Annotated in this window: 18 protein-coding genes and 3 pseudogenes; 9 read left to right on the top strand and 12 right to left on the bottom strand. The window is 71.5% G+C overall.

The window, feature by feature from the left end; all coding sequences use genetic code 11:
- Nucleotides 1-237: 237 nt before the first annotated feature.
- Together dapD and MPTA5024_RS33190 are read left to right on the top strand one after the other, a co-directional pair.
- Nucleotides 238-1,206 carry a 2,3,4,5-tetrahydropyridine-2,6-dicarboxylate N-succinyltransferase gene (dapD, locus tag MPTA5024_RS33195; RefSeq protein ID WP_036331659.1) on the top strand — a complete coding sequence of 323 codons (969 nt, stop codon included), beginning with the start codon at nt 238-240 and terminating at the stop codon, nt 1,204-1,206.
- A 104-nt stretch (nt 1,207-1,310) separates the two neighbouring features.
- Nucleotides 1,311-1,490 (top strand): hypothetical protein, encoded by a 180-nt coding sequence (locus MPTA5024_RS33190; protein ID WP_036331658.1) that lies wholly within the window; start codon nt 1,311-1,313, stop codon nt 1,488-1,490.
- Nucleotides 1,491-1,659: 169 nt separating this feature from the next.
- On the opposite strand, the gene MPTA5024_RS33185 is transcribed toward MPTA5024_RS33190, so the two are convergent.
- Complete coding sequence (locus tag MPTA5024_RS33185) at nt 1,660-3,519, bottom strand: glycoside hydrolase family 6 protein (RefSeq protein WP_084370200.1); 1,860 nt, start codon at nt 3,517-3,519, stop codon at nt 1,660-1,662.
- A 428-nt stretch (nt 3,520-3,947) separates the two neighbouring features.
- Here MPTA5024_RS33185 and MPTA5024_RS33180 point away from each other — a divergent pair, with 428 nt between their 5' ends.
- Both MPTA5024_RS33180 and MPTA5024_RS44030 read left to right on the top strand, forming a co-directional pair.
- Nucleotides 3,948-4,925 (top strand): malate dehydrogenase, encoded by a 978-nt coding sequence (locus MPTA5024_RS33180; protein ID WP_036332126.1) that lies wholly within the window; start codon nt 3,948-3,950, stop codon nt 4,923-4,925.
- A 193-nt stretch (nt 4,926-5,118) separates the two neighbouring features.
- Nucleotides 5,119-6,177, top strand: coding sequence for a hypothetical protein (locus tag MPTA5024_RS44030; protein ID WP_232326751.1), 1,059 nt, complete (start codon nt 5,119-5,121; stop codon nt 6,175-6,177).
- A 63-nt stretch (nt 6,178-6,240) separates the two neighbouring features.
- Here the strand turns inward: MPTA5024_RS44030 and MPTA5024_RS44765 are convergent.
- The 5 genes and pseudogenes from MPTA5024_RS44765 to MPTA5024_RS33150 all read right to left on the bottom strand — a co-directional run.
- Nucleotides 6,241-6,630 (bottom strand): annotated as a pseudogene (locus MPTA5024_RS44765) (DUF998 domain-containing protein); the annotation flags it as partial.
- A gap of 165 nt (nt 6,631-6,795) precedes the next feature.
- The gene (locus MPTA5024_RS33165) at nt 6,796-8,472 is read right to left on the bottom strand and encodes an alpha-amylase family protein (protein ID WP_232326750.1); all 1,677 of its coding nucleotides are present in this window, start codon (nt 8,470-8,472) and stop codon (nt 6,796-6,798) included.
- A gap of 140 nt (nt 8,473-8,612) precedes the next feature.
- Nucleotides 8,613-8,816 carry a cold-shock protein gene (locus MPTA5024_RS42910; RefSeq protein WP_036332125.1) on the bottom strand — a complete coding sequence of 68 codons (204 nt, stop codon included), beginning with the start codon at nt 8,814-8,816 and terminating at the stop codon, nt 8,613-8,615.
- 324 nt (nt 8,817-9,140) lie between these two features.
- A complete protein-coding gene (locus tag MPTA5024_RS33155; RefSeq protein WP_036332124.1) occupies nt 9,141-10,034 on the bottom strand; it encodes a phosphotransferase enzyme family protein in 894 nt (297 codons plus the stop codon).
- A 19-nt stretch (nt 10,035-10,053) separates the two neighbouring features.
- On the bottom strand, nt 10,054-11,532 hold the full coding sequence (locus tag MPTA5024_RS33150; protein WP_232326749.1) for an XRE family transcriptional regulator: 1,479 nt from the start codon (nt 11,530-11,532) through the stop codon (nt 10,054-10,056).
- A gap of 222 nt (nt 11,533-11,754) precedes the next feature.
- Between MPTA5024_RS33150 and MPTA5024_RS33145 the strand changes: the two genes are divergently transcribed.
- Nucleotides 11,755-12,039, top strand: a complete 285-nt coding sequence (locus MPTA5024_RS33145) for a hypothetical protein (RefSeq protein ID WP_036331652.1) — start codon at nt 11,755-11,757, stop codon at nt 12,037-12,039.
- A 113-nt stretch (nt 12,040-12,152) separates the two neighbouring features.
- Here the strand turns inward: MPTA5024_RS33145 and MPTA5024_RS44435 are convergent.
- Nucleotides 12,153-12,281 (bottom strand): annotated as a pseudogene (locus MPTA5024_RS44435) (DUF427 domain-containing protein); the annotation flags it as partial.
- Between the two features lie 122 nt (nt 12,282-12,403).
- Nucleotides 12,404-12,880, bottom strand: a pseudogene (locus MPTA5024_RS33140) (DUF427 domain-containing protein); the annotation flags it as partial.
- A gap of 126 nt (nt 12,881-13,006) precedes the next feature.
- Here MPTA5024_RS33140 and cysS point away from each other — a divergent pair.
- Entirely contained in the window at nt 13,007-14,362 is a 1,356-nt protein-coding gene (gene cysS / locus MPTA5024_RS33135) for a cysteine--tRNA ligase (RefSeq protein WP_036331650.1), read from the top strand.
- Between the two features lie 60 nt (nt 14,363-14,422).
- Nucleotides 14,423-15,364: a nucleoside hydrolase gene (locus MPTA5024_RS33130; protein ID WP_036331649.1), complete on the top strand. Its 942-nt coding sequence runs from the start codon at nt 14,423-14,425 to the stop codon at nt 15,362-15,364.
- Nucleotides 15,365-15,806: 442 nt separating this feature from the next.
- Here the strand turns inward: MPTA5024_RS33130 and MPTA5024_RS33125 are convergent, their stop codons facing one another.
- The 4 genes from MPTA5024_RS33125 to MPTA5024_RS33110 form a co-directional block, all read right to left on the bottom strand.
- Nucleotides 15,807-17,534, bottom strand: coding sequence for a hypothetical protein (locus MPTA5024_RS33125; RefSeq protein ID WP_157099859.1), 1,728 nt, complete (start codon nt 17,532-17,534; stop codon nt 15,807-15,809).
- Complete coding sequence (locus MPTA5024_RS33120; protein ID WP_036331648.1) at nt 17,519-18,274, bottom strand: ABC transporter ATP-binding protein; 756 nt, start codon at nt 18,272-18,274, stop codon at nt 17,519-17,521. The genes MPTA5024_RS33125 and MPTA5024_RS33120 overlap by 16 nt, the downstream gene beginning before the upstream one ends.
- Nucleotides 18,271-18,861: a TetR/AcrR family transcriptional regulator gene (locus tag MPTA5024_RS33115; RefSeq protein WP_051458957.1), complete on the bottom strand. Its 591-nt coding sequence runs from the start codon at nt 18,859-18,861 to the stop codon at nt 18,271-18,273. Before MPTA5024_RS33115 ends, MPTA5024_RS33120 begins: the two co-directional genes overlap by 4 nt.
- A gap of 75 nt (nt 18,862-18,936) precedes the next feature.
- Nucleotides 18,937-20,037 carry a glycosyltransferase family 4 protein gene (locus MPTA5024_RS33110; protein ID WP_036331645.1) on the bottom strand — a complete coding sequence of 367 codons (1,101 nt, stop codon included), beginning with the start codon at nt 20,035-20,037 and terminating at the stop codon, nt 18,937-18,939.
- 107 nt (nt 20,038-20,144) lie between these two features.
- On the opposite strand from MPTA5024_RS33110, the gene MPTA5024_RS33105 reads away from it, so the two are divergent.
- Both MPTA5024_RS33105 and MPTA5024_RS33100 read left to right on the top strand, forming a co-directional pair.
- Nucleotides 20,145-20,978, top strand: coding sequence for a PIG-L deacetylase family protein (locus tag MPTA5024_RS33105; protein ID WP_232326747.1), 834 nt, complete (start codon nt 20,145-20,147; stop codon nt 20,976-20,978).
- Nucleotides 20,979-21,065: 87 nt separating this feature from the next.
- On the top strand, nt 21,066-22,086 hold a 1,021-nt coding region (locus tag MPTA5024_RS33100), incomplete at its 3' end, for a lysylphosphatidylglycerol synthase transmembrane domain-containing protein (protein ID WP_051459033.1).

The following is a 22,086-nucleotide window of genomic DNA, read 5'->3' as shown; positions in this document are numbered from 1 at the left end:
TCCCCCGCTCCGCATCGAGGCGCAACGCCTGGCCGGCTCCCGGTGCGGGCGAGGTCCACGGGACGGCCGTGCCGGGATGAGGTTCTCCCCCGGATCCGCATGTTTAACCCGTAGCCCGTAGATACCTACCTTTTAGGCATGAAAGCTGGACAATCAGCCCTCGGGTGCCGGAGACCCCGTCCTCGCAGGCGGACGACCCCGGAGCCGACCGGCCGGATGCCGGTAGCGTTGGGGGACATGACAGCTATGGATCCCATCGCCTCCGGCGCGCACGGCGTCGGCCTGGCCACGATCGCCGCGGACGGCACCGTTCTGGACACCTGGTTCCCCTCTCCCGAGCTGGGCGAGCCCCCGGCGGCGGGCACCGAGCGGCTGGACCCGGCCGGTCTCGACCCCGACCTGGCGGCGCTGACCGGCCCGGACCCGGCCCGGGGCGTCGAGGTGGTCGCGGTCCGGACGGGCATCGCCCGGCTGTCCGACCCGCCCGCCGACGCGCACGACGTGTACCTGCGGCTGCACCTGCTGTCGGCCCGGCTGATCCGGCCGCACGAGGCCAGCCTCGACGGGATCTTCGGGCTGCTGGCCAACGTCGTGTGGACCAACCACGGGCCCTGCCCGGTGGAGGGCTTCGAGCGGACGCGGCTGCGCCTGCGCGCCCGCGGCCCGGTGACCGTGTACGGCGTGGACAAGTTCCCCCGGATGACCGACTACGTGCTGCCCGCCGGCGTGCGCGTCGCGGACGCAGACCGGGTGCGGCTCGGGGCCCACCTGGCGAGCGGCACCACGGTCATGCACGAGGGCTTCGTGAACTACAACGCCGGCACGCTCGGCGCGTCGATGGTCGAGGGCCGCATCTCGGCCGGCGTCGTCGTCGGCGACGGCTCGGACGTCGGGGGCGGAGCGTCGATCATGGGAACGCTCTCCGGCGGCGGCAAGGAGGTCATCGCGATCGGCGAGCGCTGCCTGCTGGGCGCCAACTCGGGCATCGGGATCTCGCTGGGCGACGACTGCGTGGTGGAGGCCGGCCTGTACGTCACGGCGGGGACCAAGGTCACCCTCCCGGACGGCGACGTCGTGAAGGCCAAGGAGCTGTCCGGCAAGTCGGGCCTGCTGCTGCGCCGCAACTCGACGACCGGCGCCGTGGAGGCCGTGCCGCGCGGCGGCCGGGGCATCGAGCTCAACGCCGCCCTGCACGCCAACGACTGACCCGCCGTACGGCCCCCGGCCCGCCCCTGAGATGACCCTGAGTCGGCCCTGAACTTGGCCTTCGGCCCTGGGATCGGCGGGCGGGCGGCCCGTACCGTGAAGGCATGGGACGCATTCTCCTCATCGCAGCACTTGTCGTCGTCGGGTTCTTCGTCCTTGGCTCCGTGATCGGGCTCATCTTCGGCGCGCTGAAGTGGCTCCTGATCATCGGCGCCCTGGCGCTGATCGTGTCGGTCGTCCTCAAGCTCACCCGCTCGGGCGGCCGCTCCGACCACTACGCGTGATCCGCCGCCTGGAGGCCGAGCCTCCAGGCCCGGCCGCCGCCCCGGGCAGACGCCCGGCGGGCGGACCGCACCGCGCACCACCGCGCATCCGTCAGGGACAGCGAAGGGCCCCGCCGCCGGGATCGGCGACGGGGCCCTCTTACGGTCGCTCACCGACCGCCCTCACGGGTTACGAGAGGGGCGGGTAGGCGTTCTGCATGAGCTGCTGGAACTGGGTGGAGAACCACTGGCCCGCCAGCGGGGCGTTCGCCAGGGCGTTCGTCGGGTTGTTGCCGTTCAGGCTGTTGCCGCCGTACGTCGGGTCGCACATGCGGTCGAAGCCCTTGCCCTCGTCGTTCGGGATCTGCTGGCTGGCGCCGTCGGACTCGCCCGGAGGCTTGATCCAGACGTAGGCGTCGAAGCCGGCGGCCGGGCTGGCCGTGGGCCGGGTGCCCATGCCCGCACCGGACTGGTTGCACCAGTTGCCGGCGTGGATGCGGCGGTCGATCTTCGACTCGTTCACGAACGTGTTCACGTCCGTCGAGGTGCTGGCCTTGGTCGGCCGCGCGCTGCCACCCCAGCCGTTGCGGGAGGTGTCGATCAGCATGCCCAGCGTGGAGCGGAAGCCCTTGGCGATCAGCGCGCTGCGCAGGGCGCTCGCGAAGCTCTGCTCGTCGACGTAGTAGTTCCAGTCGACCCACTTCGACTGCCGCACCGACTGGCCGTTCACGGTCGTGTTGATCGTGAAGTACGGCTCGGTCGTGGCGGAGTAGTTGGCGGTGTTGACGATGAAGCCGTCGACGCTGTCCACGCCCGCGGTGGTGCCGGACGCGACCTGGTAGAAGAGGTTCACGCTCGGGTTGAAGTTGGAGTCCCAGCCCAGCCACGCGTGGTGGGCGGCGTCCACGTAGGTGTAGACGTTCTTGATCGCGTGCAGCTTGTTCAGCGCGTACTGGACGCCCTGGACGTAGGCGCCGCTCGACTGCGCCTCCTGGCACTTGGCGAAGCTGTTCGTGTTCGTGACCAGGTTCGGCAGGGAGTCCGGCTCGACGATCGTGACGATCCGCAGACCCGAGTACTTCGCGTTGGACATGATCGACGCGATCGGGTCGATGTACTGCGTCTTGTACTTGCTGAGGCCGTCCTGCGCGACCAGCAGCTCACCGTTGGAGGCGAGCGCCGAGCAGTCGCGGTTGGGCAGGTCGTAGATGACGAACTCGACCGTGAGCGGGGTCGACCCGTTGGCCGCGTCCTGCTTGACCGCCTCGTCCAGGTGGGCCTGCAGACCCATGGCGCCGTTCGCTCCCGCGATCGCGGCGATCCGGTCCAGCCACACGGCCGTGGAGGTGTGGGAGACGCGCGAGCCGCCCGGCTCCGCGGCGGCCCTGGCCGACCACTCCGGGTTCACGTAGCCGTCGGCCCCCGCGTACGGGTTGTCCACGTGGGTCCCGGGCTGCGGCGTCGGCGTGGGGGTCGGCGTCGGGGTCGGGGTGGGCGTGGGGGTCGGCGTCGGCGTGGGAGTCGGCGTCGGAGTCGGGGTGGGCGTGGGAGTCGGCGTCGGCGTGGGGGTCGGCGTCGGCGTCCGGCTGGGGCTCGGGCTGGGGGACGGGCTGGGGCCGTTGCAGGACACGCCGTTGATCTTGAAGTCGGTCGGCGTGGGGTTGCTGCTGGTCCAGGTGCCGTTGAAGCCGATGTTGGTCGTGGCGCCGTTGGCCAGGGACTTGTTCCAGTCGAGGCTGGCGGCGGTCACGGCGCTGCCGGACTGGCTCCAGGTGGCCGACCAGCCCTGGGCGACCTTCTGGCCGCTGTTGGGGAAGGTGAACGTGAGCGTCCAGCCGTTGATCGGGTCGCCCAGGTTCTGGATGCTCAGGTTGGCGGACATGCCGCCCTGCCACTGGCTGGCGGCGTAGGTGACTTTGCACGCGACCGCGGCGCTCGCCGAAGTGGCGGCGGCCACGGCCATCGTGGAACCGAGCGCGAGCACGGCCGCCGCGACCATGCCGCGGCGCACCGTGGAGCGTGCGGCTCCGGGTCGGGGGGTGGATCTCATTGCGAAGGTCCTCCTGGCGATGACGAGTGCGCTTGGGAGCGCTCCCACAGACCATAGGCACGGCCCTCACCGCCGTACAGCGCCCGGTCAAGGGGGGCGGCGCGGCAATCGTCCGGCGGGGCTCCCGCGCGGCCCGCGAGCTGGCAATCCGTCCATGTGTTACAGACGGAGTCCCCGGGGTGTTTCGTGAAAGTTTCACCACATGCCGTTCACGAGGGGCTTCAGGGGCCCTCCGAGGGTCCCGCGGAGGCCCTCGGACGGCCCTTCCCGCCGGGTCCCCGACGCTCCGGCGGGGTCCCTGGGCGAACCGTGGACGAGCCGTTGACGGAACGTGTACGGCCGAGGCGGGCGAGCGTGACCTGCCCACGGGAGGATCGGTCCCGGCGGGTAACATCCGTGAGTCACACATATCGCGAATGGGGATCGTCATGACCGTCAAAGTGACCGTCACCGGCGCGGCCGGCCAGATCGGTTACGCGCTGCTCTTCCGCATCGCCTCGGGCCAGCTCCTGGGGGCCGACACCCCCGTCTCGCTGAGCCTCCTCGAGATCCCGCAGGCCGTGAAGGCGGCCGAGGGCACCGCGATGGAGCTCGACGACTGCGCGTTCCCGCTGCTGCGGGGCATCGAGATCTCCGACGACCCGGCCCGCGCCTTCGACGGCGCGAACGTCGCGCTGCTGGTCGGCGCCCGCCCGCGCACCGCGGGGATGGAGCGCGGCGACCTGCTGGAGGCGAACGGCGGCATCTTCGGCCCCCAGGGCAAGGCCATCAACGACCACGCGGCCGACGACATCCGCGTCCTGGTCGTGGGCAACCCGGCCAACACCAACGCCCTCATCGCGCAGTCCGCCGCCCCCGACGTCCCGGCCGAGCGCTTCACCGCGATGACCCGCCTCGACCACAACCGCGCGCTCTCGCAGCTCGCGGCCAAGCTCCGCGTGCCGGTCACCGAGATCAGGAAGCTGACGATCTGGGGCAACCACTCGGCCACGCAGTACCCCGACCTCTTCCACGCCGAGGTCGGCGGCAAGATCGCCGCCGAGCAGGTCGAGGAGGAGTGGCTGCGGGACACCTTCATCCCGACCGTCGCCAAGCGCGGCGCCGCGATCATCGAGGCCCGGGGCGCGTCCTCGGCGGCCTCGGCCGCCAACGCGGCCATCGACCACGTGCACGACTGGGTGAACGGCACGCCCGAGGGCGACTGGACCTCCGCGGCCCTGCCGTCCGACGGCTCGTACGGCGTGCCGGAGGGCCTCATCTCCTCCTTCCCCGTCGTCTCCCGCGGTGGCCGCTGGGAGATCGTGCAGGGGCTGGAGATCGACTCCTTCTCCCGCCAGCGCATCGACGCCTCCGTGAACGAGCTCGTCGAGGAGCGCGACGCCGTGCGGGCGCTCGGCCTCATCTGAGCCGGATTCGCGCGGTCGGAAGGGACGGGTCACTCGAAACCCGTCCCTTTCGCGTTTTCTCGTGCCGGGGTTCGTGGACGGCGACCAGGCACGACCGTGCCTGACCGGCCCAGGGCAGGCGACGCGACCGGCGACGCCGCCGATGATGCCGACATGTGACCCAACCTGAGCCGCATCTGGCGTGTCTAACCGCATGACGACACAGGAGGTCATCATGCGGCACTTCACCCGGCCGGTCGCACGGGAGCTGACCGGCCTCGCCCTGGCCCTGACCCTGGCGCCCACGGCGTCCGCGGCCCTCACGGCTCCGGCGTACGCGGGGACCGGCGAGCACGCGGCGCACATGGGCGCCCACCACATGATCCGCTACGTCTCCGTCAAGGGGTGCGCCGACAAGTCGTACGGCCAGGTCCCCTGCGGGCACTGGCGGCTCGACCTGATCGACGGCACCCATGTCTCCCTGGACGACGCCCTCGTCCACTCCCGCGACGCCAAGGGCAGGACCGAGGCCGGGACCACGGCGCCCGTCACCGTGAGCGGGGACGGCGAGTCGGTCGCCTACTTCCGCAGGAAGGACGGGCGCGTGGTGGTCCGCGAGTTCCACGGCCCGGTCCACGTCATGCCGGCGGACGCGCTGCCGAAGGGGGTGGCGATCGACCGGGCGGCGCTGCGGCTCTCCCTCGACGGCGGGCGCCTCGCGGTCATGTACTCGGACAAGAAGGGCGGCGAGCACGCGCGGGTGTTCGCCGTGTCAGACCCCGGGAACCCCGCCACGATCTCCGGGTACGAGGAGTTCGAGGGTTTCAGCGGTGACGGCTCGGCCGTCCTCGTCAGCGGCCGGACCGACGACAACACCAATGAGCTGGTCGCCTACGACGCCTCCGGACGCGAGCTGGGCCGGGTCGTCCCGCCCCAGGTCGTCTCCAACAACGCGCCGCGTGCGCTGTCCGCCGACGGCCGCACCGTCGCGGTCGTGACCGGCTCGGCCCGCAAGCCCGTCCTGAAGCTGTACGACATGGTGGCCGACCGCGTCGTGGGCTCGGTCCCCTACGCGGGCAGGCGCGGCAGCATGCCGGACATGGCCGACTGGACCGGCGACCACCAGGTCACCGTCCACGTGAACGGCGAGGGCGGGAGCGGGGCGCGCGTCACGGTCCTGGAGATCGACACCCGGACCGGGGCGACGCGCGTCCGCGACTCCTACAAGGTTCGCTCGGACGCCTACGTGTACGCGTCCTGCGGCGGCGGCTGAGCGTCCCATCGCCAGCAGGGCGGCCACCTCCGACGCCACGGTCAGGCGCTGGGTCAGGCCCGCCGGCATCGCGCCGGGATCCAGGCCCAGCGCCGTCAGGGCGTACGGCACGAGCACGAGCATGAGGGAGGCCAGCGCGACCGCGCTGAGCAGCCGGACCAGGCGCGACCCGGTGACCCGGGCCAGCAGGAGCCCGGCGAGCGGCATGCTCAGGAACGCGGCGAACGCGGCGTAGCGGTGGATCCCGCCGGACATCGACAGCGACAGCCCCGGCCGGTCGGTGGGGAACCCGGCGACCAGCAGCAGGCACGCGCTCCACACGCCGGCCAGCAGCGCCGCGCGGCGCTCCACCCGCGCCAGCCCCACCGCGAGCACGGCCGATCCGGCCGCGATCGACGACAGCGACACCGGCAGCAGCCACCCGTGCGGAGCGAAGACGTACTCACTGATCATGTCCCGCAGCGGGTCGAGCCCCGACACCGCGTGCAGGGTCGCCATCGCCGCCACGCCCGACCAGATCCCCACATATCCCAACCGCATCCCCATGGCTCATCACGATGGCCGTGGGGACGGCGGCGGCCCATCGGAGATCCACCCGAGCCGCCCCTGAGGAGACCCCTAGTCGACGTCCCCGGAGTCCGCCGGGGCCGTCTCGGGGGTGGAGGCCCGGAACCAGCGGCAACCGTACCTGCCGAGCCTGAACCTGACCTGCCCCTTGTCCGAGATCTCGATGGTCCCGTCCACGAGGAGGTCGGTCAGCACCTTCGACGAGTCGAGGCCGTCGAGGGTGAGCTCCACCTCGGTCTCGGCGTCGCTGAAGTTGTGCACGGCGACGACGGTCTCGCCGTCGGCGTCGGCCCTGTGGGCGAGGACGGAGTCCGTCCCCGGGTCGAGGACCGTGTACTCGCCCCAGGCGAACTCGGGGCAGTCGCGGTAGTGCCGGATCAGCCGGGTGATCCACAGCATCAGGGAGTCGGGGTCGCGCTGCTGGGCGCTGACGTTGACCTTCTCCGGCCCGTACTCGCCGGACGGCATCGGGATCCGCACCTTGGCGGGGTCGGCGTCGCTGAAGCCGCCGTTGCGGTGCGGGGTCCACTGCATGGGGGTGCGGACCGCCTGGCGGCCCTCCAGCTCCAGGTTCTCCCCCATGCCGATCTCCTCCCCGTAGAAGAGCACCGGCGTGCCCGGCAGGGAGAACAGCAGGCTGTAGACCATCTTGATCTGGTCCATGTCGCCGCCGAGCATGGTCGGCAGGCGGCGCCGCAGGCCCCGGCCGTACAGCTGCATGTCCTTGTCCGGGCCGAAGGCGGCGAACACCTCCTGGCGCTCGGAGTCGCTCAGCTTGTCGAGCGTGAGCTCGTCGTGGTTGCGCACGAACGTGGCCCACTGGCAGTCCTTCGGCGGCCGGGGGCGCTCCCGCAGCGCGCCGGCGAGCGGCCGCGCGTTCTTGCGGGCGAGCGACAGGTACGTCCGCTGCATGCCGATGAAGTCGAAGCACATCGTGATCTCGTCGCCGAGGTCGTTGCCGAAGTACCGCATCAGGTCCGGGTACGGCAGGTTGACCTCGCCCAGCAGGGCGGCGCTGCCGTCCCTGCGGCTCATGAACGCCCGCAGGCAGGCGAAGAACTCGTGGGGGTCGGGGAGCTTGTCGTCACCGCCGTCGGTGACCTGCTCGACGAGGAAGGGCACGGCGTCGACCCGGAACCCCGACAGGCCGAGCTCCATCCAGAAGCCGAGGATGCGGGCGATCTCGTCCTGCACCTCGGAGTTGGCCGTGTTGAGGTCGGGCTGGAACCGGTAGAACCGGTGGAAGTAGTACTGGCCGGTCTTCTCGTCGAACTCCCACAGGCTGTCCTCCTTGTCGGGGAAGACGACGCCCTTGGGGTCGTCGGGCTCCGGCTTGTCCGACCAGATGTACCAGTCGCGGTAGCGGGAGTCCCGGCTCGACCGGGCGTCCTTGAACCACGGGTGCTCGTCGGAGGTGTGGTTGACCACCAGGTCGGCGATCACCCGGATGCCGCGGTCCCGCGCGACCCGCATGAACTCCACGAAGTCGCCGAGCGTGCCGAGCCGTGGGTCGACGCTGTAGAAGTCGGTGATGTCGTAGCCGTCGTCGCGGTCGGGCGTCGGGAAGAACGGCATGAGCCAGATGCAGGTCACGCCCATGCGGTCGAGATGGTCGATGTGCTGGATGGCGCCCCGGAAGTCGCCGATCCCGTCGCCGTTGCCGTCGGCGTAGGTCTCGATGTCGAGGCAGTACACGACCGCGTTCTTCCACCACACGTCGGAGGTCATGCTCAGTCTCATGACCCTTCCGGCTTCCCGGCAAAGGGCCGGTAAAACATGACCTGGCGGTCCGCGCCGCGCGGCGGCGCGGACCGCCAGTCGACCGCGTATGTCCTGCCGTGCCCGGACGCGGTCGCCCGGGCTCGGCCTCACAGGGGCGTGACCTGCTCGGCCTGCGGACCCTTGTCACCCTGGACGGTTACATAGCTGACGCGCTGGTTCTGGTCCAGGGACCGGTAACCGTTCGCATTGATCGCCGAGTAGTGCACGAACACGTCAGCGGTACCGTCGTCCGGAGCGATGAAACCGAAGCCCTTTTCGGCGTTGAACCACTTGACAGTGCCTTCAGACAACTGCTTCTCCTTTTTCGACCGCCACTCCGCGCCGCCGGGATCGGCGGCGCAGGGCTGCGTTAGCGGACACGACTGCGTATCCGCGTTGAACGCTGGAAGAGCAAGCACGCCCGCTGCCGGGGACATCCCCGAGTGCGCTATTGGAAAATCTCCTGGAAGACCACTGCGACACTCGCAGCCTGTACGGAGAGTACCCGGCATTAGCTCTCTGTATGCGGGCGCGGTCCGGGGGCCAGAAAAACCCCGGCGTGCCGCCGCGACACGCCGATCCCGTCATAAGTTCTCTGCCGGGATCCCGCCGCCCGCGCCCGCGGGACCGTTCCCTCAGGCGGGGGCGGCCATGTACCACCGGGCGTGGCCGTCGCCGCGGGCCAGCGAGTCGAGCCGGCGCGGCAGCTCCTGGCGGGAGAACGGGTCGCCGGACGCGTTGCGGATGTGGATGCCGACCGCGTACATGTCCCTGACCTCCATCAGGGTCCCGTAGCCGGGCCACAGCCGCAGGTCGGAGCCGTACGCGCGGGCGAAGTCGTCCACGTCGGCGGCCGACAGGCCGAACCGGCGCTGCCCGTGGTAGGTGTGCACGAGGTCCCACTCGCGGGGGCCGACCGCGACGCCGTCCCAGTCGCACAGCACGACGTGGCCGTCCTGGCGGCGCAGCAGGTTGTCGATCCAGGCGTCGCCGTGGAGCAGCACGGGCGCGCCGGTCTCCAGGTCGAGCCAGCGGCCGGTGAGCTCCTCGATGCGGTCGCTCAGCCAGGACCGCTGGCCGGTCGTGAGCACCTCGGCGCGGTCCACGGCGTGCCGGACCTCGGCGAGGGGGTCGGTGAGCCGCCGCAGGGCCATCGGCGGCACCGGCTCGCGGTGCAGGTTGCGCAGCACCCGGCCGAGCTGGCGGGTGGTCGGGCGGCCCCGGGAGCGGACGTACCGCCAGAACGTGACGGCCCGGCCGCCGTACACGATGGGCTGGTCGGGGATCTCGTCCGCGGGGCGCACAGTGGGGAACCCGCGGTCGGACAGCCACCGGGCGACGGCCAGCACGACGGGCAGCCGGGTGAGCGCGTCGGGGGCCGTCGCGATCCGCACGACCATCTCGCCGCGCAGCTTGAACACGGCGTTGCTGCGCAGCCGCATGAGCTGAGCCCCCCCGGGGTCGAGCCCGATGTGCCCGCAGACCTCGCGCAGGACCCCGAACGCCTCCTCGGCCAGCGGCCTGTCCATCGTCTTCACGGCCGCGCCTCTACGCCTTCTCCGCGACGGACACCAGACCGCCGGCGAACAGCCGCGGCGACGACTCCGCGAGCACCTGCCGCAGATGTCGTACGGCGGGCAGGTCGGGGTCGGAGTCGGCCAGCAGGGCCTTGGCGCGGGTGACGACGATCGAGGTGCGGTGCTCGGCCGGCACCTGCCGCAGGGCCTCGGCGGCGATGCGGCACGCCTCCTCGACGTCGCCGTGCCTGGCCAGGTGGCTGGCCTGGTCGAGCATGATCAGCGCGGGGTCGATCGTGTGGAACCCCGGCGGGAAGGCGTCGATGCCCTGGATCTGCTGGGCGTCCCCCAGCTCGATCAGGGTGCCGGTGCGGTAGAACATCATCCGCTTCTCGGTGAAGACGAAGGCCAGGTCGTCCTGGCTCATCCCGCGCATGCGGGCGAAGATCTGCTCGGCCTCGGCCAGGGCGATCCTGGCGGCCTTGCCGTCCCCCATCCGGGCCAGCGCCCGGGCCTCGGCCGCGGCGGCGAGGGCCGCCGGGGAGCTGGGGGCCGACCCGGCCAGCATCCGCGCCTCCCGGGCCAGCCGCACGGTCTCGTTGAGGTCGCCGTAGTAGTACAGCAGCATCGTCTGCTGTGCCCGCACCAGCGCCCGCAGCCGCAGGTCGCCCACGTCGTCGGAGGCCGCGCGGGCCGTGCCGTACCAGGCGTGCGCCTGGCGCGTGTCGCCGAGCTTCATCAGCGCGTCGGCGGCGAGCAGGGTGAGCATGGTGGTCGCGGTCAGCAGGCGGCGCTGCATCGACGACGGCTGCCGGGCGGCGCTCAGCCTCCGCACGTCGGAGATCTCCAGCATGACCCTGCAGAGCATCGGCATCGGGGGGGTCGTCATGTACTCGCGGCGGTAGCGCAGCACCTGCTCGTCGAGCCGGTCGAGCTGGTCCTCGTTGACCGAGCCGGTCGCCAGCGTCCTGTCGAGGTCGTGGCGGATCCCCTCGACCTCGGCGAAGAAGCGGCCGTTGGGGGTGCCGACCAGCATCGCCTGGTGGAACAGCGCCCGCCGCTCGGCGTCGTCGGCCGTGAGGTCGTCGGCCCTGACCGGCTCGTCCGCGTGGCCGGGACCGACCACGACGATCTTCTGGCCGCCGGCGTCCTCGCAGTAGTCGGCCGCCAGGCCGAGCCGTACGGCGTTGGCCTTGTAGAGCCGGGCCAGCAGGTCGATCGTCTGCGGGCGGGGCCTGGCCCGGTTGTTCTCCCAGGCGTTGAGCAGGTCGATGCTGGCGCGCGGCAGGCCCAGCGACTGCTGCTCGCACAGGTACTCGAGCTCCTCGATGGCCTGCCGGGCCGACCAGCCCCGGCCGAGCCGGTGGGCTTTCAGCAGGCTGACGCCGCAGCATCCGTGGATCGCCTGGACCGTCTGCCAGAGCGTCCACTGCCGCGCCTCACCCTGCTCGCGCCAGCGACGAGCGCAAGAGGGTGCGTGCTCTCCACGGGCCATGTACGTGCCCTCCACCGTCGGAGTGTCGCTTTACGGTTATTTCCCCAAGGTAAACCGGCAGGCACGCAACCCCCGTATACCGTTATGCCATCGTGCCCCGGGACCCGAGGGTGTTCCACGGAATGCCGGTGAGTTCCCTGGTTATTGCACGGTTTCGCGGAATCGCCGCGATTGCCGGTAGGTCGACGCGGGTTCACCCTTTCGTGAGATAGGTCCCAACGTTCCCCGGAGGCCAGCATGCAGGTAGATCGCAGCGAGGCGATGGACCACCTGGAGCGGCTCGCCGCCCAGCTCGAGGCCCACTCGTTCCAGGTGCGGCTGACGGCGCCCGCCGGGCTCTACCCCCGCCTGCGGGTCGTCAACCCGATGGAGCCCTCGATGGCCGAGGACGTCCTCGCCTCGAACGCCAACGACGGCGAGTGGTGGTACTGGCTCTCCTGGGCCGGCCGCATCGGGCACGCCTCCGACGTCGTCACCGCCGCCGAGCGGATCGCCAGCGTCCTGCACGTCATCCGCCGCTAGGGACGCCCCCAGGCCGGGTGTGTCCCGCGGGCCCCGCGCCCACCGCGACCGGGGCGGGCGGCGCCGCCCCCGTGCGAGGCCCGCGGGACACCCCTATCCGGCCTGGAGCGCGCTCATCTGGCCTGGAGCACGCCGTCGACGTAGACGTCGACCTTCTCGTCGTAGAACGCGACGAGCCCGGCGATCTTCTGGCTCTCCGGCAGCGGAGCGGGGTAGGACCAGACCAGGTCCGCGCCCTCGTCGCCCTCCCCGACGGACCAGTACTCCGCCCGGCCCTTGTAGGGGCAGTGGGTGACCGTGTCGCGGAACGGCGCAGCAGGTCGAGCCGCACGTCCGTCTTCGGCAGGTAGTAGCGCGGCCGCAGCCCGGTCTCGAAGAGGATCCGCGGGCTGCGCGAGTCGGCGACCGTCACTCCCCCGACCTCGATCCGCACGTGCCGGGAGCTTGCAAGGATGTCGACCCGCGTGTACGGGTCGCGGGCGTGGACGTAGACCTCCTCGTCCTCCTCGAACCAGTAGTCCATCGACTCCCAGTCGAGGCGCACGTGCCCCCGGATCTCCTCCAGCGGCGCGTCGCCGCCGTAGACGAGGGCCGCGTCCGGACGCCCGGCCACGTCGTGGACCTCGGCGTCGCCCCGGCTCGGCGAGTGGGCGGTCCGCCCGGCCGCCTTGAACAGGCCGGTGTCCACGTCCGCCAGAGGGAAGTAGTACGTCGGGTAGTGCGGGCTCTCCCACACCAGCAGCGCGCGGGTCGTGTCGGCCACCGCGTGCCCCTCGACGTAGGCGCGCACCCGCTTGGCCGTCGTCTCCACTCGGACGCGGCCCCGTTTGGTCGGCTCCATGCCCGCCCCAACCCGTGACGCCCCGTCCTTATTCCCCGCCCTCACAATCGACATTTCCCGCAGTGCGGAGCCGTGTCCCGGGCGCGGTATCGACAGCGAGCGGATTAGTCGCTTACCCTCGGCTAGGTGGGTCTTCGCCTTTACGATACGCACAGCCGCACCCTCCGCGATTTCACCCCTCGAATTCCGGGAATGGTGTCGATTTATCTCTGCGGTCCCACCGTCGTCGTCCCGCCGCATGTGGGACAGATCAGGTCGCAGGTGAACTTCGACATCCTGCACCGCTGGCTGAAAAGCAGCGGATATCAGGTGCTGCTCTGCCGGAACGTCACCGACATCGAGGACAAGATCATCGGCAGGTCCCTTTCCGAGGGCACGCCGTGGTGGCGGATCACCGACCCGGTCTACCGCTCCTTCGCCGGGACGTACGCGGCCCTCGGCTGCCTTCCGCCCAGCGTGGAGCCCCGGGCGACCGGCCACGTCCCCGAGATGGTCGAGATGATCGAGCAGCTCCTCGCGGCCGGGCACGCCTACGAGTCGGACGGCGACGTGTATTTCTCGGTCGATTCCTACCCGCACTACGGCTCGCTCTCGCGGCAGCAGCCCCAGCACATGAGAATCACCGAGGAATACGAACGGGGAAAGCGCGACCCACGCGACTTCGCATTGTGGAAACGCGCCCGGCCGGGCGAGCCGGTATGGCACTCGCCCTGGGGCGAGGGGCGCCCGGGATGGCATCTCGAATGCTCCGCGATGGCCCGCAGATATCTCGGCAAGGAATTCGACATCCACGGCGGCGGGGCGAATCTGATATTTCCCCACCACGAGAACGAGATGGCCCAGTCGAGGGCCGCGGGCGACGCTTTCGCGCGTTTCTGGCTGCACAACGGGCCGGTCACCCACCGGGGTGAGAAGATTCGCAAGCGCGTGCGCAACCCGCTCGCCGTGCGAACCCTGCTCGACCGGGTGCGGGCGGCCGAACTCCGCTATTACCTGGCCGCCGCGCATTACCGCTCTCCGGTCGAATTCTCCATCGAGGCCGTGGAGGAGGCGGCGGCCGCCTACAGGCGGGTCGAGCGGTTCGTGCTGCGGGTGGGCGCCGTGGCGCACGACGCGCTCCCGCCCCAGTTCAGGCGGGCGATGGACGCCGACCTGAACGTGCCGCAGGCGCTGTCGGCCGTCCACGCCGCGGTGGGCGAGGGCAACGCCGCCCTGGCGTCCGGAGACCGTGATCTGGCCGCCCGCAAATGCGGCTCCGTACGCGCGATGCTGAATGTCCTCGGCCTCGATCCGATGAGCGAGATCTGGGCCGGCGAAACGCAACTCCACGAGGTCGCCGGAGCCGTACTCCGGGTGGTTCGCGATCTCGCGGCGGCGAGCGCGAAGCAGGGAGATCACGAACGGGCGCGGATCATGGAGCGCCAGATCGAGAAGGCCCTGGCGAAACGCCGTCAAATCCAGCACCCCGCGCTTATCAGATAGATCAATCCCCGGCCTCCGGCCCCGCTGTGGACGCGCCGCGGGCGGGAGTACGCTGCCCCGGTGACTGGGCAGCGGAAGGACGTTCTGATCGACTGCGATCCGGGGATCGACGACGCGCTCGCCATCGCCCTCGCGCACGGCAGCCCGGCCCTGGAGATCGTCGGCATCACCACTGTCGGGGGCAACGTCGCGCTCGACCTGACGACGGCGAACGCGCTGCGCCTGCGGGAGTACCTCGGGTTCCCCGGCGTTCCCGTCGTGCCGGGCAGCCCGGGCGCGCTGCTGCGCCCCCGCCTCGACGCAGCCGCCGTGCACGGGGACTCCGGGCTCGGCGAGGTGCGCCTGCCGCCCGCGACCCTGCCTCCGGCGCCCGGGCACGCCGTGGACTTCATCATCGAGACGCTCCGCGCCCGGCCGGGCGAGATCACCCTCACGGCGATCGGGCCGCTCACCAACGTGGCTCTCGCCGTACGGAGGGAGCCGCGGCTGGTGGAGTGGGCCCGCGAGCTCGTGATCCTGGGCGGCTCCTACACGAGGGGCAACATCACCCCCGCGACCGAGTTCAACATGGCGGCCGACCCCGAGGCGGCGGCCATCGTCTTCTCCGCCGGCTGGACCGTCACGATGATCGGGCTCGACGTCAGCCGTTCCGCGCTCGCGACCGGCGCCGTCCTCGATCGCATGCGCGCCCTCGGCGCCCTCGGTGAGGACCTGCTCGTGCCGTGCGCCGAGTTCTACGGCATGGTCACGGCCACCGAGGGACCGGCGATCCACGACGCCTGCGCGGTCGCGTACCTGATCGACCCCTCGCTCATCGAGGTCGAGCCGGCCGTGGTGGAGGTGGAGACGCTGGGCCGTCTCACCTCGGGGATGACCGTGGTGGACTTCGACCTGCGGGGCCGGACGCCCAACGCGCTGGTCGGCACGTCGATCGACGTCGCCCGGTTCTGGGACCTCGCCATGTCCACCTATAGCCGGATAAACCCGGCGTCACGGGTCTGACGGTACGTTTCTGGAGGATTGCGCACGTTACAAGTACGAGAACTGACCTCCGAAGGGTAATCCTGGTGCTTTCTTGGGAATCATGAAGGCACCAGTTGAAAGGAGGGCCCCGATGAAGAAGGTGCAGATCGTGCCGCGGCCGCGGCCGCCGAGGACTCCCGAGCCCGTCGACCTGCGCACCCCCTCGGGGCGGGTCCTTCCGTTCTGAGAGGACGCACGGTTCGGAGAGGACGCACGGTTCGGAGAGGACGCACGGTTCGGAGAGGACGCACGGTTCGGAGAGGACACGCGTCCGGGGGGACAACGGGTCAGAGGGGACGACAGCCCTCAGGGAACGACCCGGTCAAAGGGGACTACCCCGTCACAGGGGGCCGCGCACCCGCGGGGAGCGGGACCGCCGCCCCGAGGTCTGGCAAGCCGGTGCCCCGAACGGCAGGCGAGCTCATCGGGCCGGCCGCGGCCTGACGATCCACACGCCCGTGCCGTACATCGCCAGCCCGAGCGCGGCGAACGCGCAGGCGACCGGGTAGCGCAGGCCGGGCGGCATGTAGGTGGCCAGGAACCAGGTGTGGCGCAGCATGCCGTGGGCCACGAAGACGGCGGCGACTATGCCCTGAGGGATCAGGGGGATGGCGCCGAAGCCGAAGCACCATCCGGCGATCGTCTTCTGCGTCGTGGACAGCTGCTCGAAGCGGTAGTTCACCGTCGTCTGCGGCTTGCGGCCGGTCCGCATCATGTCCAGCAGTTCCGGACCCCGCGACCGGAGGCGCCGCTCGGCGAGCAGGCCGAAGCCCCAATAGAACAGCACGCCGGTGACGACGCCGGCGGCCACGCCGGCCCAGCCCCACCGGAGTGCCACCAGGCCCGCGGGCACGCCCGTCAGGAGCACCAGCGCGAGCATCAGATAAACCAGCCCGGTCAGGCCGCCGTCGTCCTCGCTGGTACGCAGCGGGTTGCCCGCGCGGCGATGCGGGTCGGTGCCGGGCACCAGCCCGTACACCGAGACCAGCGGCACCAGCCCGGCGGCGCCGCCCAGCAGGGCGGGCAGCAGTGCCAGGACCAGGGGCCACGGGCCACCGGTGACCGCGGTGAACGCCACGGCCAGCACGATCGCCACCGGCGCGTGTGCCGACAACCAGGCCCGTTGCCTGCCGCGTACGTCGCTCGCGCTCGGTGTCATCAGCGTCAGCCACAGCGCGGTGCCGTCGGTGCCGTACAGGTTGGCGGTCATGGCCGCGGCCATGACGATGAAGATCGGACCCGCGTACGGCAGCATGCCGTCCCAGCCGAGGATCAGGGGGCTGGCCGCGAAGCAGACGCCGTACGACAACGCGAAGGTCAGCTGGTAATTGCGCACCAGGTCGCGCGACCAGGTGCGCAGCTCCTTGGCGACGATCGCGCCATTGGCGGTCGCCGCCCGCATCGGACGCCTGCCCCGCGTGGAGGGTCGCGTGGTGCCCGCACGCCTGCTGAGCAGCGCGGCCCACGCGCCCAGGAGCAGCAGCACCAGGAGGGCCAGCGCTCCAAGCGCCCACCACTCGCCCCGGACGGCCAGCAGGCCCCACCCGGAGGGCAGGTACCACACCGCGGCGGGCACGCCCGTCTGCCCGAAGGCCCAGAAGAAGACCCAGACCTGCCCGAGCGCCGCCAGGATCGCGCCGTTGAGCAGCCCCGAGGCGATCGCGCCCACCCGTGAGCGCAGCGCCAGCCCGACCAGCGCCACCGAGACCTTCGACAGCAGGACGAACACGGCCAGCTGCACCACCATCGCGGGCACGGCCACCAGCGCGTTCGCGACGCCGAGCCGCGCGCCGGCCACCAGCAGCCCGAGCAGGGCGCTCAGGCTGACCAGCGGCGCGACGCCGACGAAGGCCGCGGCCAGCAGGCCCGCCGCCATGCGGCGAGGCGGCAGGCCGAGCAGCGAGAAGTACTCCGGCCGCAGCGTCTCGTCGCCGCCCCCCATGAAGACAGGGCCGAGCACCCACCCCAGCAGCCACACGGCGTACCCGGCCGCCAGCAGGTCGGGGCCGGCGAAGGCCAGGTAGACCGTCCCGGCCGCCAGCAGCACGCCGAGCGCGGCGCCCACGCCCGCCGTCTGCCCCCGCTGACCACGGAAGGCGTGGCGCAGCACCGCGATCTTCATCTGGGCCATGGTCAGTGCGACAGCCACGACAGCTCCTTGACCCCGGTGTCCTGGTCGCCGACGAGCTCGACGAAGGTGTCCTCCAGCGAGCGCGCGCCCCGCACCTCGTCCAGCGTGCCGGCGGCGGCCACCGCGCCCTTGTCGATCACGGCCACGTGGTCGCACAACTGCTCGACCAGCGCCATCACATGGCTGGACAGCACGATCGAGCCGCCGCCCGCGACGAAGCCGCGCAGGATCGTCTTGATCGTCGCGGCCGACACCGGGTCCACCGCCTCGAACGGCTCGTCCAGCACCAGCAGCCGCGGCGCATGCAGCAGTGCGGTGGCGAGCCCGATCTTCTTGCGCATGCCGGTCGAATACTCGACGACAAGCGTTTTCTCCGCGCCGTCCAACTCCAGCACGGCCAGCAGTTCCTCGGCCCGTCGCGCCACCACCTCCTTGTCCAGCCCCCGCAGCAGGCCCAGATAGGTGAGCACCTCGCGTCCGGTCAGCCGCTCGGGCATGGCCAGCCCGTCGGGCAGCACCCCGACCATGGCCTTGGCCCGCTCGGGAGCGGACCAGACGTCCTCGCCGAAGATCCTGGCGCTGCCGCCGTCGGGCCGGAGCAGGCCGACGGCCATGGAGAGCGTGGTGGTCTTGCCGGCGCCGTTCTGGCCGACGAGGCCGAAGAAGGAACCCTGGGGGACGCCGAGGTGGATGTCGTCGACGGCGAGGGTGTCGCCGAATCTCTTGGTCAGTCCGCTGATGTCCAGCGCTGGGGTCATGGGGCTCTCCGGGTGGCGAGGGAAAAGGTCATGGCCAGTTCGGCGGCCATGGTGTGGAGATCGAGCTCGGGGTCTTTCAGCAGGTGGCCGGGTACGGCGTCGACGGCGCCGCGAATGGCGATCGCCATCGGCCGCAGGGGGAAATCCCGGAACTCGCCGGTGTGCTGTCCCCAGGCCAGCACCTTCTCGATGTCGGTGAGCGCGGTTTCCTGTTGCTTGGCGTACGGGCCGTCGCGGTCGTGGGTGATGATCTCCACGAGCGCCAGCAGGGGTTCGCGGTGCAGGCGCATGAACTCGAGGTTCGTCTCGAAGTACACGCGCAGGGCGTCGGCGGCGGTCGTCTGCGCCAGGATGCGCGGCACCATCAGATCGGTGGCGAGCTTCACCACGTGGGCGACGACCGCCTCGATCAGCTCGTCCTTGCCGCCGAAGTGGTACGAGATCAGACCAGGAGTGATCTCGGCCAGTTTGGCGATCCTCGCCATCGACGCCTGCCGGTAGCCGAGCGTCGCGAGGGCCCTGATGGCGCAGTCGATGATCTGCGCCCGCCGGGCCTCCTCAACGAACGTCCGGGTTTCTGATGCCACGTACAGAACTTTAAACGCTCATTCAATCGACGGCCAGGCACCGACCGGAGATCATTCCCCGCACGCGGGTCGAAACTAGCCCCGCGCCATCTCGTAGCAGCGGGCGAACCCCTCCAGGACGGCGGGCCATGAGCACTTCACGGGCTCGGTCTCCCGGTTGTGCTCGGCGATGGAGCGGCGCAGGTCGCCGTCCCGGGCGAGCCGCGCCACGGACGCGACCAGCTCGTCGAAGGTGCGGCCCAGCAGGCCCTCCTTGCCGGGCCTGACGAAGTCCGCGACGCCGCTCTGCGCCCGCGCGACGACGGGCACGCCGGCGGCCCGGGCCTCCAGGGCGGCCAGCCCGAACGACTCGCGCGGCGCCGGCGCCACGAACACGTCCGCCGAGGCGAGCAGTTCCTTGATCTGATCCCTGCTGTAGCGGCCCGGCAGCGACACCCAGTCCATGCGCTGAGCCTTGAGGTAGCGCTCCATGCGTCCGCGGGCCGGGCCGTCGCCCACGATCGTCGCGCGCATCGCGATCGGGCCGGGCACCCGCTGCCGCGCGGCCTCCAGCAGCTTGAGCAGCCGCACCGGCTGCTTGCGCGGCGCGAGCCGGCCGACCGCGACCACGTGCACGGCCGCTTCGGGGCTCTCGCCGGGCGCCGATCCCGGGGCCGGGCGCCAGGAGGTCACGTCGAGGCCGTTCGAGACGACCTGGACCGGCACCCGCGGCCCGGCGACGGCGCGGATCGGGCGGGCGGCGGCCTCGCTGACGGCCGTGAGGACCAGCCCCCAGCGCCGCCACTCGAACGCCGCCTGCAGCGCCCGGTAGACCCCTCGCGTCACCGGGTCCCACATGCTGTGCACGGTCGCCACGACCGGCACCCCCGCCCGCACGGCGGCCCGCACCCCCATCCAGGCGAACGGCGAGACGGCGCCGGTGTGGACGTGGACCACGTCGGGGCGGCGGGACGTCATCAGCCGGGCCAGGTGAGTCGTCCCCCTCGGGTGCACGGGCAGGTCGAACGGGAGGTTCGCCACCACCCGATGGACGCCCGGCAGCGGCTCCCCCGGCGTGGCCGTCACCACCTCGACCGTGTGGCCCGCCCCGCGCTGGGCCCGCACGAGGTCGGCGACCTGCACCTCGATCCCCCCGAGCCGGGGCAGATAGCAGTCGCTGACGTGAAGAATCCTCACCGGGTCAGCCTGACAGAGTGCGCGACGCCCATCAAACCGCCGGCGGGGAGGTCGGCGACGCACGCGCCGGGCCACGTGGGATCATGTCCGGAGGCCAGGACGACACGGTGGTGACGCAGGATGACAACGTTCCGTGGGGCGCGATGAGGACGGCGGTGTTCTTCCACGCCCATCCCGACGACGAGGCGCTGCTGACGGCCGGGACCATGGCGATGCTGGCCGCCGAGGGGCACCGGGTCGTCCTGGTGGTCGCGACCGCCGGGGAGCGCGGCCTGGCCGACCTCCCGCACGGCGAGGAGCTCGCGAAGGCGAGGACGGGCGAGCTCTACCGCTCGGCCGCGGCCCTCGGGTGCGCCCGGGTCGTCCTGCTCGGGTACGGCGACTCGGGGCTCGCCATCGACGGCGGCGTGGCCGGCGACCGGCCCGACGACGCGTTCATCGACGCCGACCTGGAGGAGGCGGCGCAGCGCCTTGCCGCGATCCTCAAGGAGGAGACGGCCGACCTGCTGACGATCTACGACCCGGCCGGGGGGTACGGGCACCCCGACCACGTCCAGGTCTACCGCGTCGGGGGCCGGGCGGCCGAGATCGCCGGCACCCCGATCGTCCTGGAGGCGACCGTCAACCGGGACCTCCTGCTCAAGGGCGTCCGGCTCGCCGCCCGCTTCTACCCGGCGCTCGACGTGCGCAGCTTCGAGCGGGCCTACTCCCCCGGCGAGGCCATCACCCACCGGGTGAACGTCCGGAGGTACGCCGGGGCCAAGCGGGCGTCGATGGCCGCCCACGCGTCGCAGGCCACCGGCGGCGACGGCGACCGCACGCTCGGCGCGATGCTGAAGATCCCCTCCTTCGCGTACCGGTTCGTCTTCGGCACGGAGTGGTACGTACGCAGGGGACTGCCGCGGGGCGTCCGCCTCCGGCATCCGTTCGACAACCCCTAGGGGTCGTGATCCTCCGCGAGGAGGAGCCCGCGCCAGTAGTGTCCCGGCAGACTGGGAACGACGCGGACGGGACTGGGGGCAATTCGGGTGAACAGGAAGTGGCTGCAGGCGACGCTGTCGGCGGTGTCCCTGGGGCTGGCCGTGGCCCTCGTGGTCTACCTGCCGCAGATCGTGCACGGCCTGACCGGGGCCACCGTGAGCTGGCACGAGATCGGGCGCGAGTTCGGCCGGCTCGGCTGGCACACCATCGCCCTGATGACCGTCCTGTGGCTGGCCAGCCTGTGGGCGTACACGTTCGTGATGACCTCCGCCCTGCCCGGCCTGACCCACCCGCAGGCGCTCACGCTCAACGCCGCGGGCAGCGCGATCAGCAACCTGCTCCCGTTCGGGGGCGCGGCCGGGGTCGCGGTGACGTTCGGCATGACCAGGGGCTGGGGCTTCGCCAACCGGCCCATCGTCGTCTACACCCTGGTCACCGGCGTCTGGAACTCGCTGTTCCGGTTCATCCTGCCCGCCGTCGGCATCCTGTGCCTGCTGGTCGCGGGCAAGGCCACCAACCCCACGGTCGCGAAGGCCGGCTGGGCCGGCGCCGTGTCGATCCTCGTGCTCGTGGCCGTCGTCGCCGCCGCCCTCTACTGGGACCGCGCCGCCGCGCTGCTCGGCCGGGCCCTCGACGGCCTCGTACGGCTCGCGCCCCGGCGGTTCCGCCCGGCCGAGCACGCCGTCTCGGCAGCGATCGAGCGGCTCAGGGAGGACACCGCCGAGATCATCCACCGCCGCTGGGCCGGTCTGTCGCTGGGCATGGTGGCGTTCCTCGGCCTGCAGTGCCTGATCATGGCGTGCTGCCTGGTCGCCACCGGGTCATACCCCGGGCCCGCCGAGACGGTCGCCGTCTTCGCACTGAGCCGGGTGCTCACCACGGCCCTCGTCACGCCGAGCGGCGCGGGGATCATGGAGGGCGGCGTGGCGACGCTGCTGATCGGGGCGTTCGGCCAGCCGGCCGGCGGGGCGACCGCGGCCGCCGTGCTGTTCGGGTTCTGGACGTACACGATCGAGATCCCGTGGGGCGGGCTCGCCCTCGGAGGCTGGGCGCTGCTGCGCCGCCGGG

Source organism: Microbispora sp. ATCC PTA-5024 (assembly GCF_000511135.2).
Classification (GTDB): Bacteria; Actinomycetota; Actinomycetes; order Streptosporangiales; family Streptosporangiaceae; genus Microbispora; species Microbispora corallina.
The sequence above is the reverse complement of the archived record's forward strand: the minus strand, read 5'-3'. Positions and strand labels throughout refer to the sequence as shown.

What these genes read in the sequence shown, in the direction of transcription:
- MPTA5024_RS33165 (WP_232326750.1), bottom strand. Translation starts at nt 8,472, where the DNA reads ATGACCTCCGACGTGTGGTGGAAGAACGCGGTCGTGTACTGCCTCGAC.
- MPTA5024_RS44030 (WP_232326751.1), top strand. Translation starts at nt 5,119, where the DNA reads ATGACGACACAGGAGGTCATCATGCGGCACTTCACCCGGCCGGTCGCA.
- MPTA5024_RS33180 (WP_036332126.1), top strand. Translation starts at nt 3,948, where the DNA reads ATGACCGTCAAAGTGACCGTCACCGGCGCGGCCGGCCAGATCGGTTAC.
- MPTA5024_RS33190 (WP_036331658.1), top strand. Translation starts at nt 1,311, where the DNA reads ATGGGACGCATTCTCCTCATCGCAGCACTTGTCGTCGTCGGGTTCTTC.
- MPTA5024_RS33155 (WP_036332124.1), bottom strand. Translation starts at nt 10,034, where the DNA reads ATGGACAGGCCGCTGGCCGAGGAGGCGTTCGGGGTCCTGCGCGAGGTC.
- dapD (WP_036331659.1), top strand. Translation starts at nt 238, where the DNA reads ATGACAGCTATGGATCCCATCGCCTCCGGCGCGCACGGCGTCGGCCTG.
- MPTA5024_RS33185 (WP_084370200.1), bottom strand. Translation starts at nt 3,519, where the DNA reads ATGAGATCCACCCCCCGACCCGGAGCCGCACGCTCCACGGTGCGCCGC.
- MPTA5024_RS33145 (WP_036331652.1), top strand. Translation starts at nt 11,755, where the DNA reads ATGCAGGTAGATCGCAGCGAGGCGATGGACCACCTGGAGCGGCTCGCC.
- MPTA5024_RS33120 (WP_036331648.1), bottom strand. Translation starts at nt 18,274, where the DNA reads ATGACCCCAGCGCTGGACATCAGCGGACTGACCAAGAGATTCGGCGAC.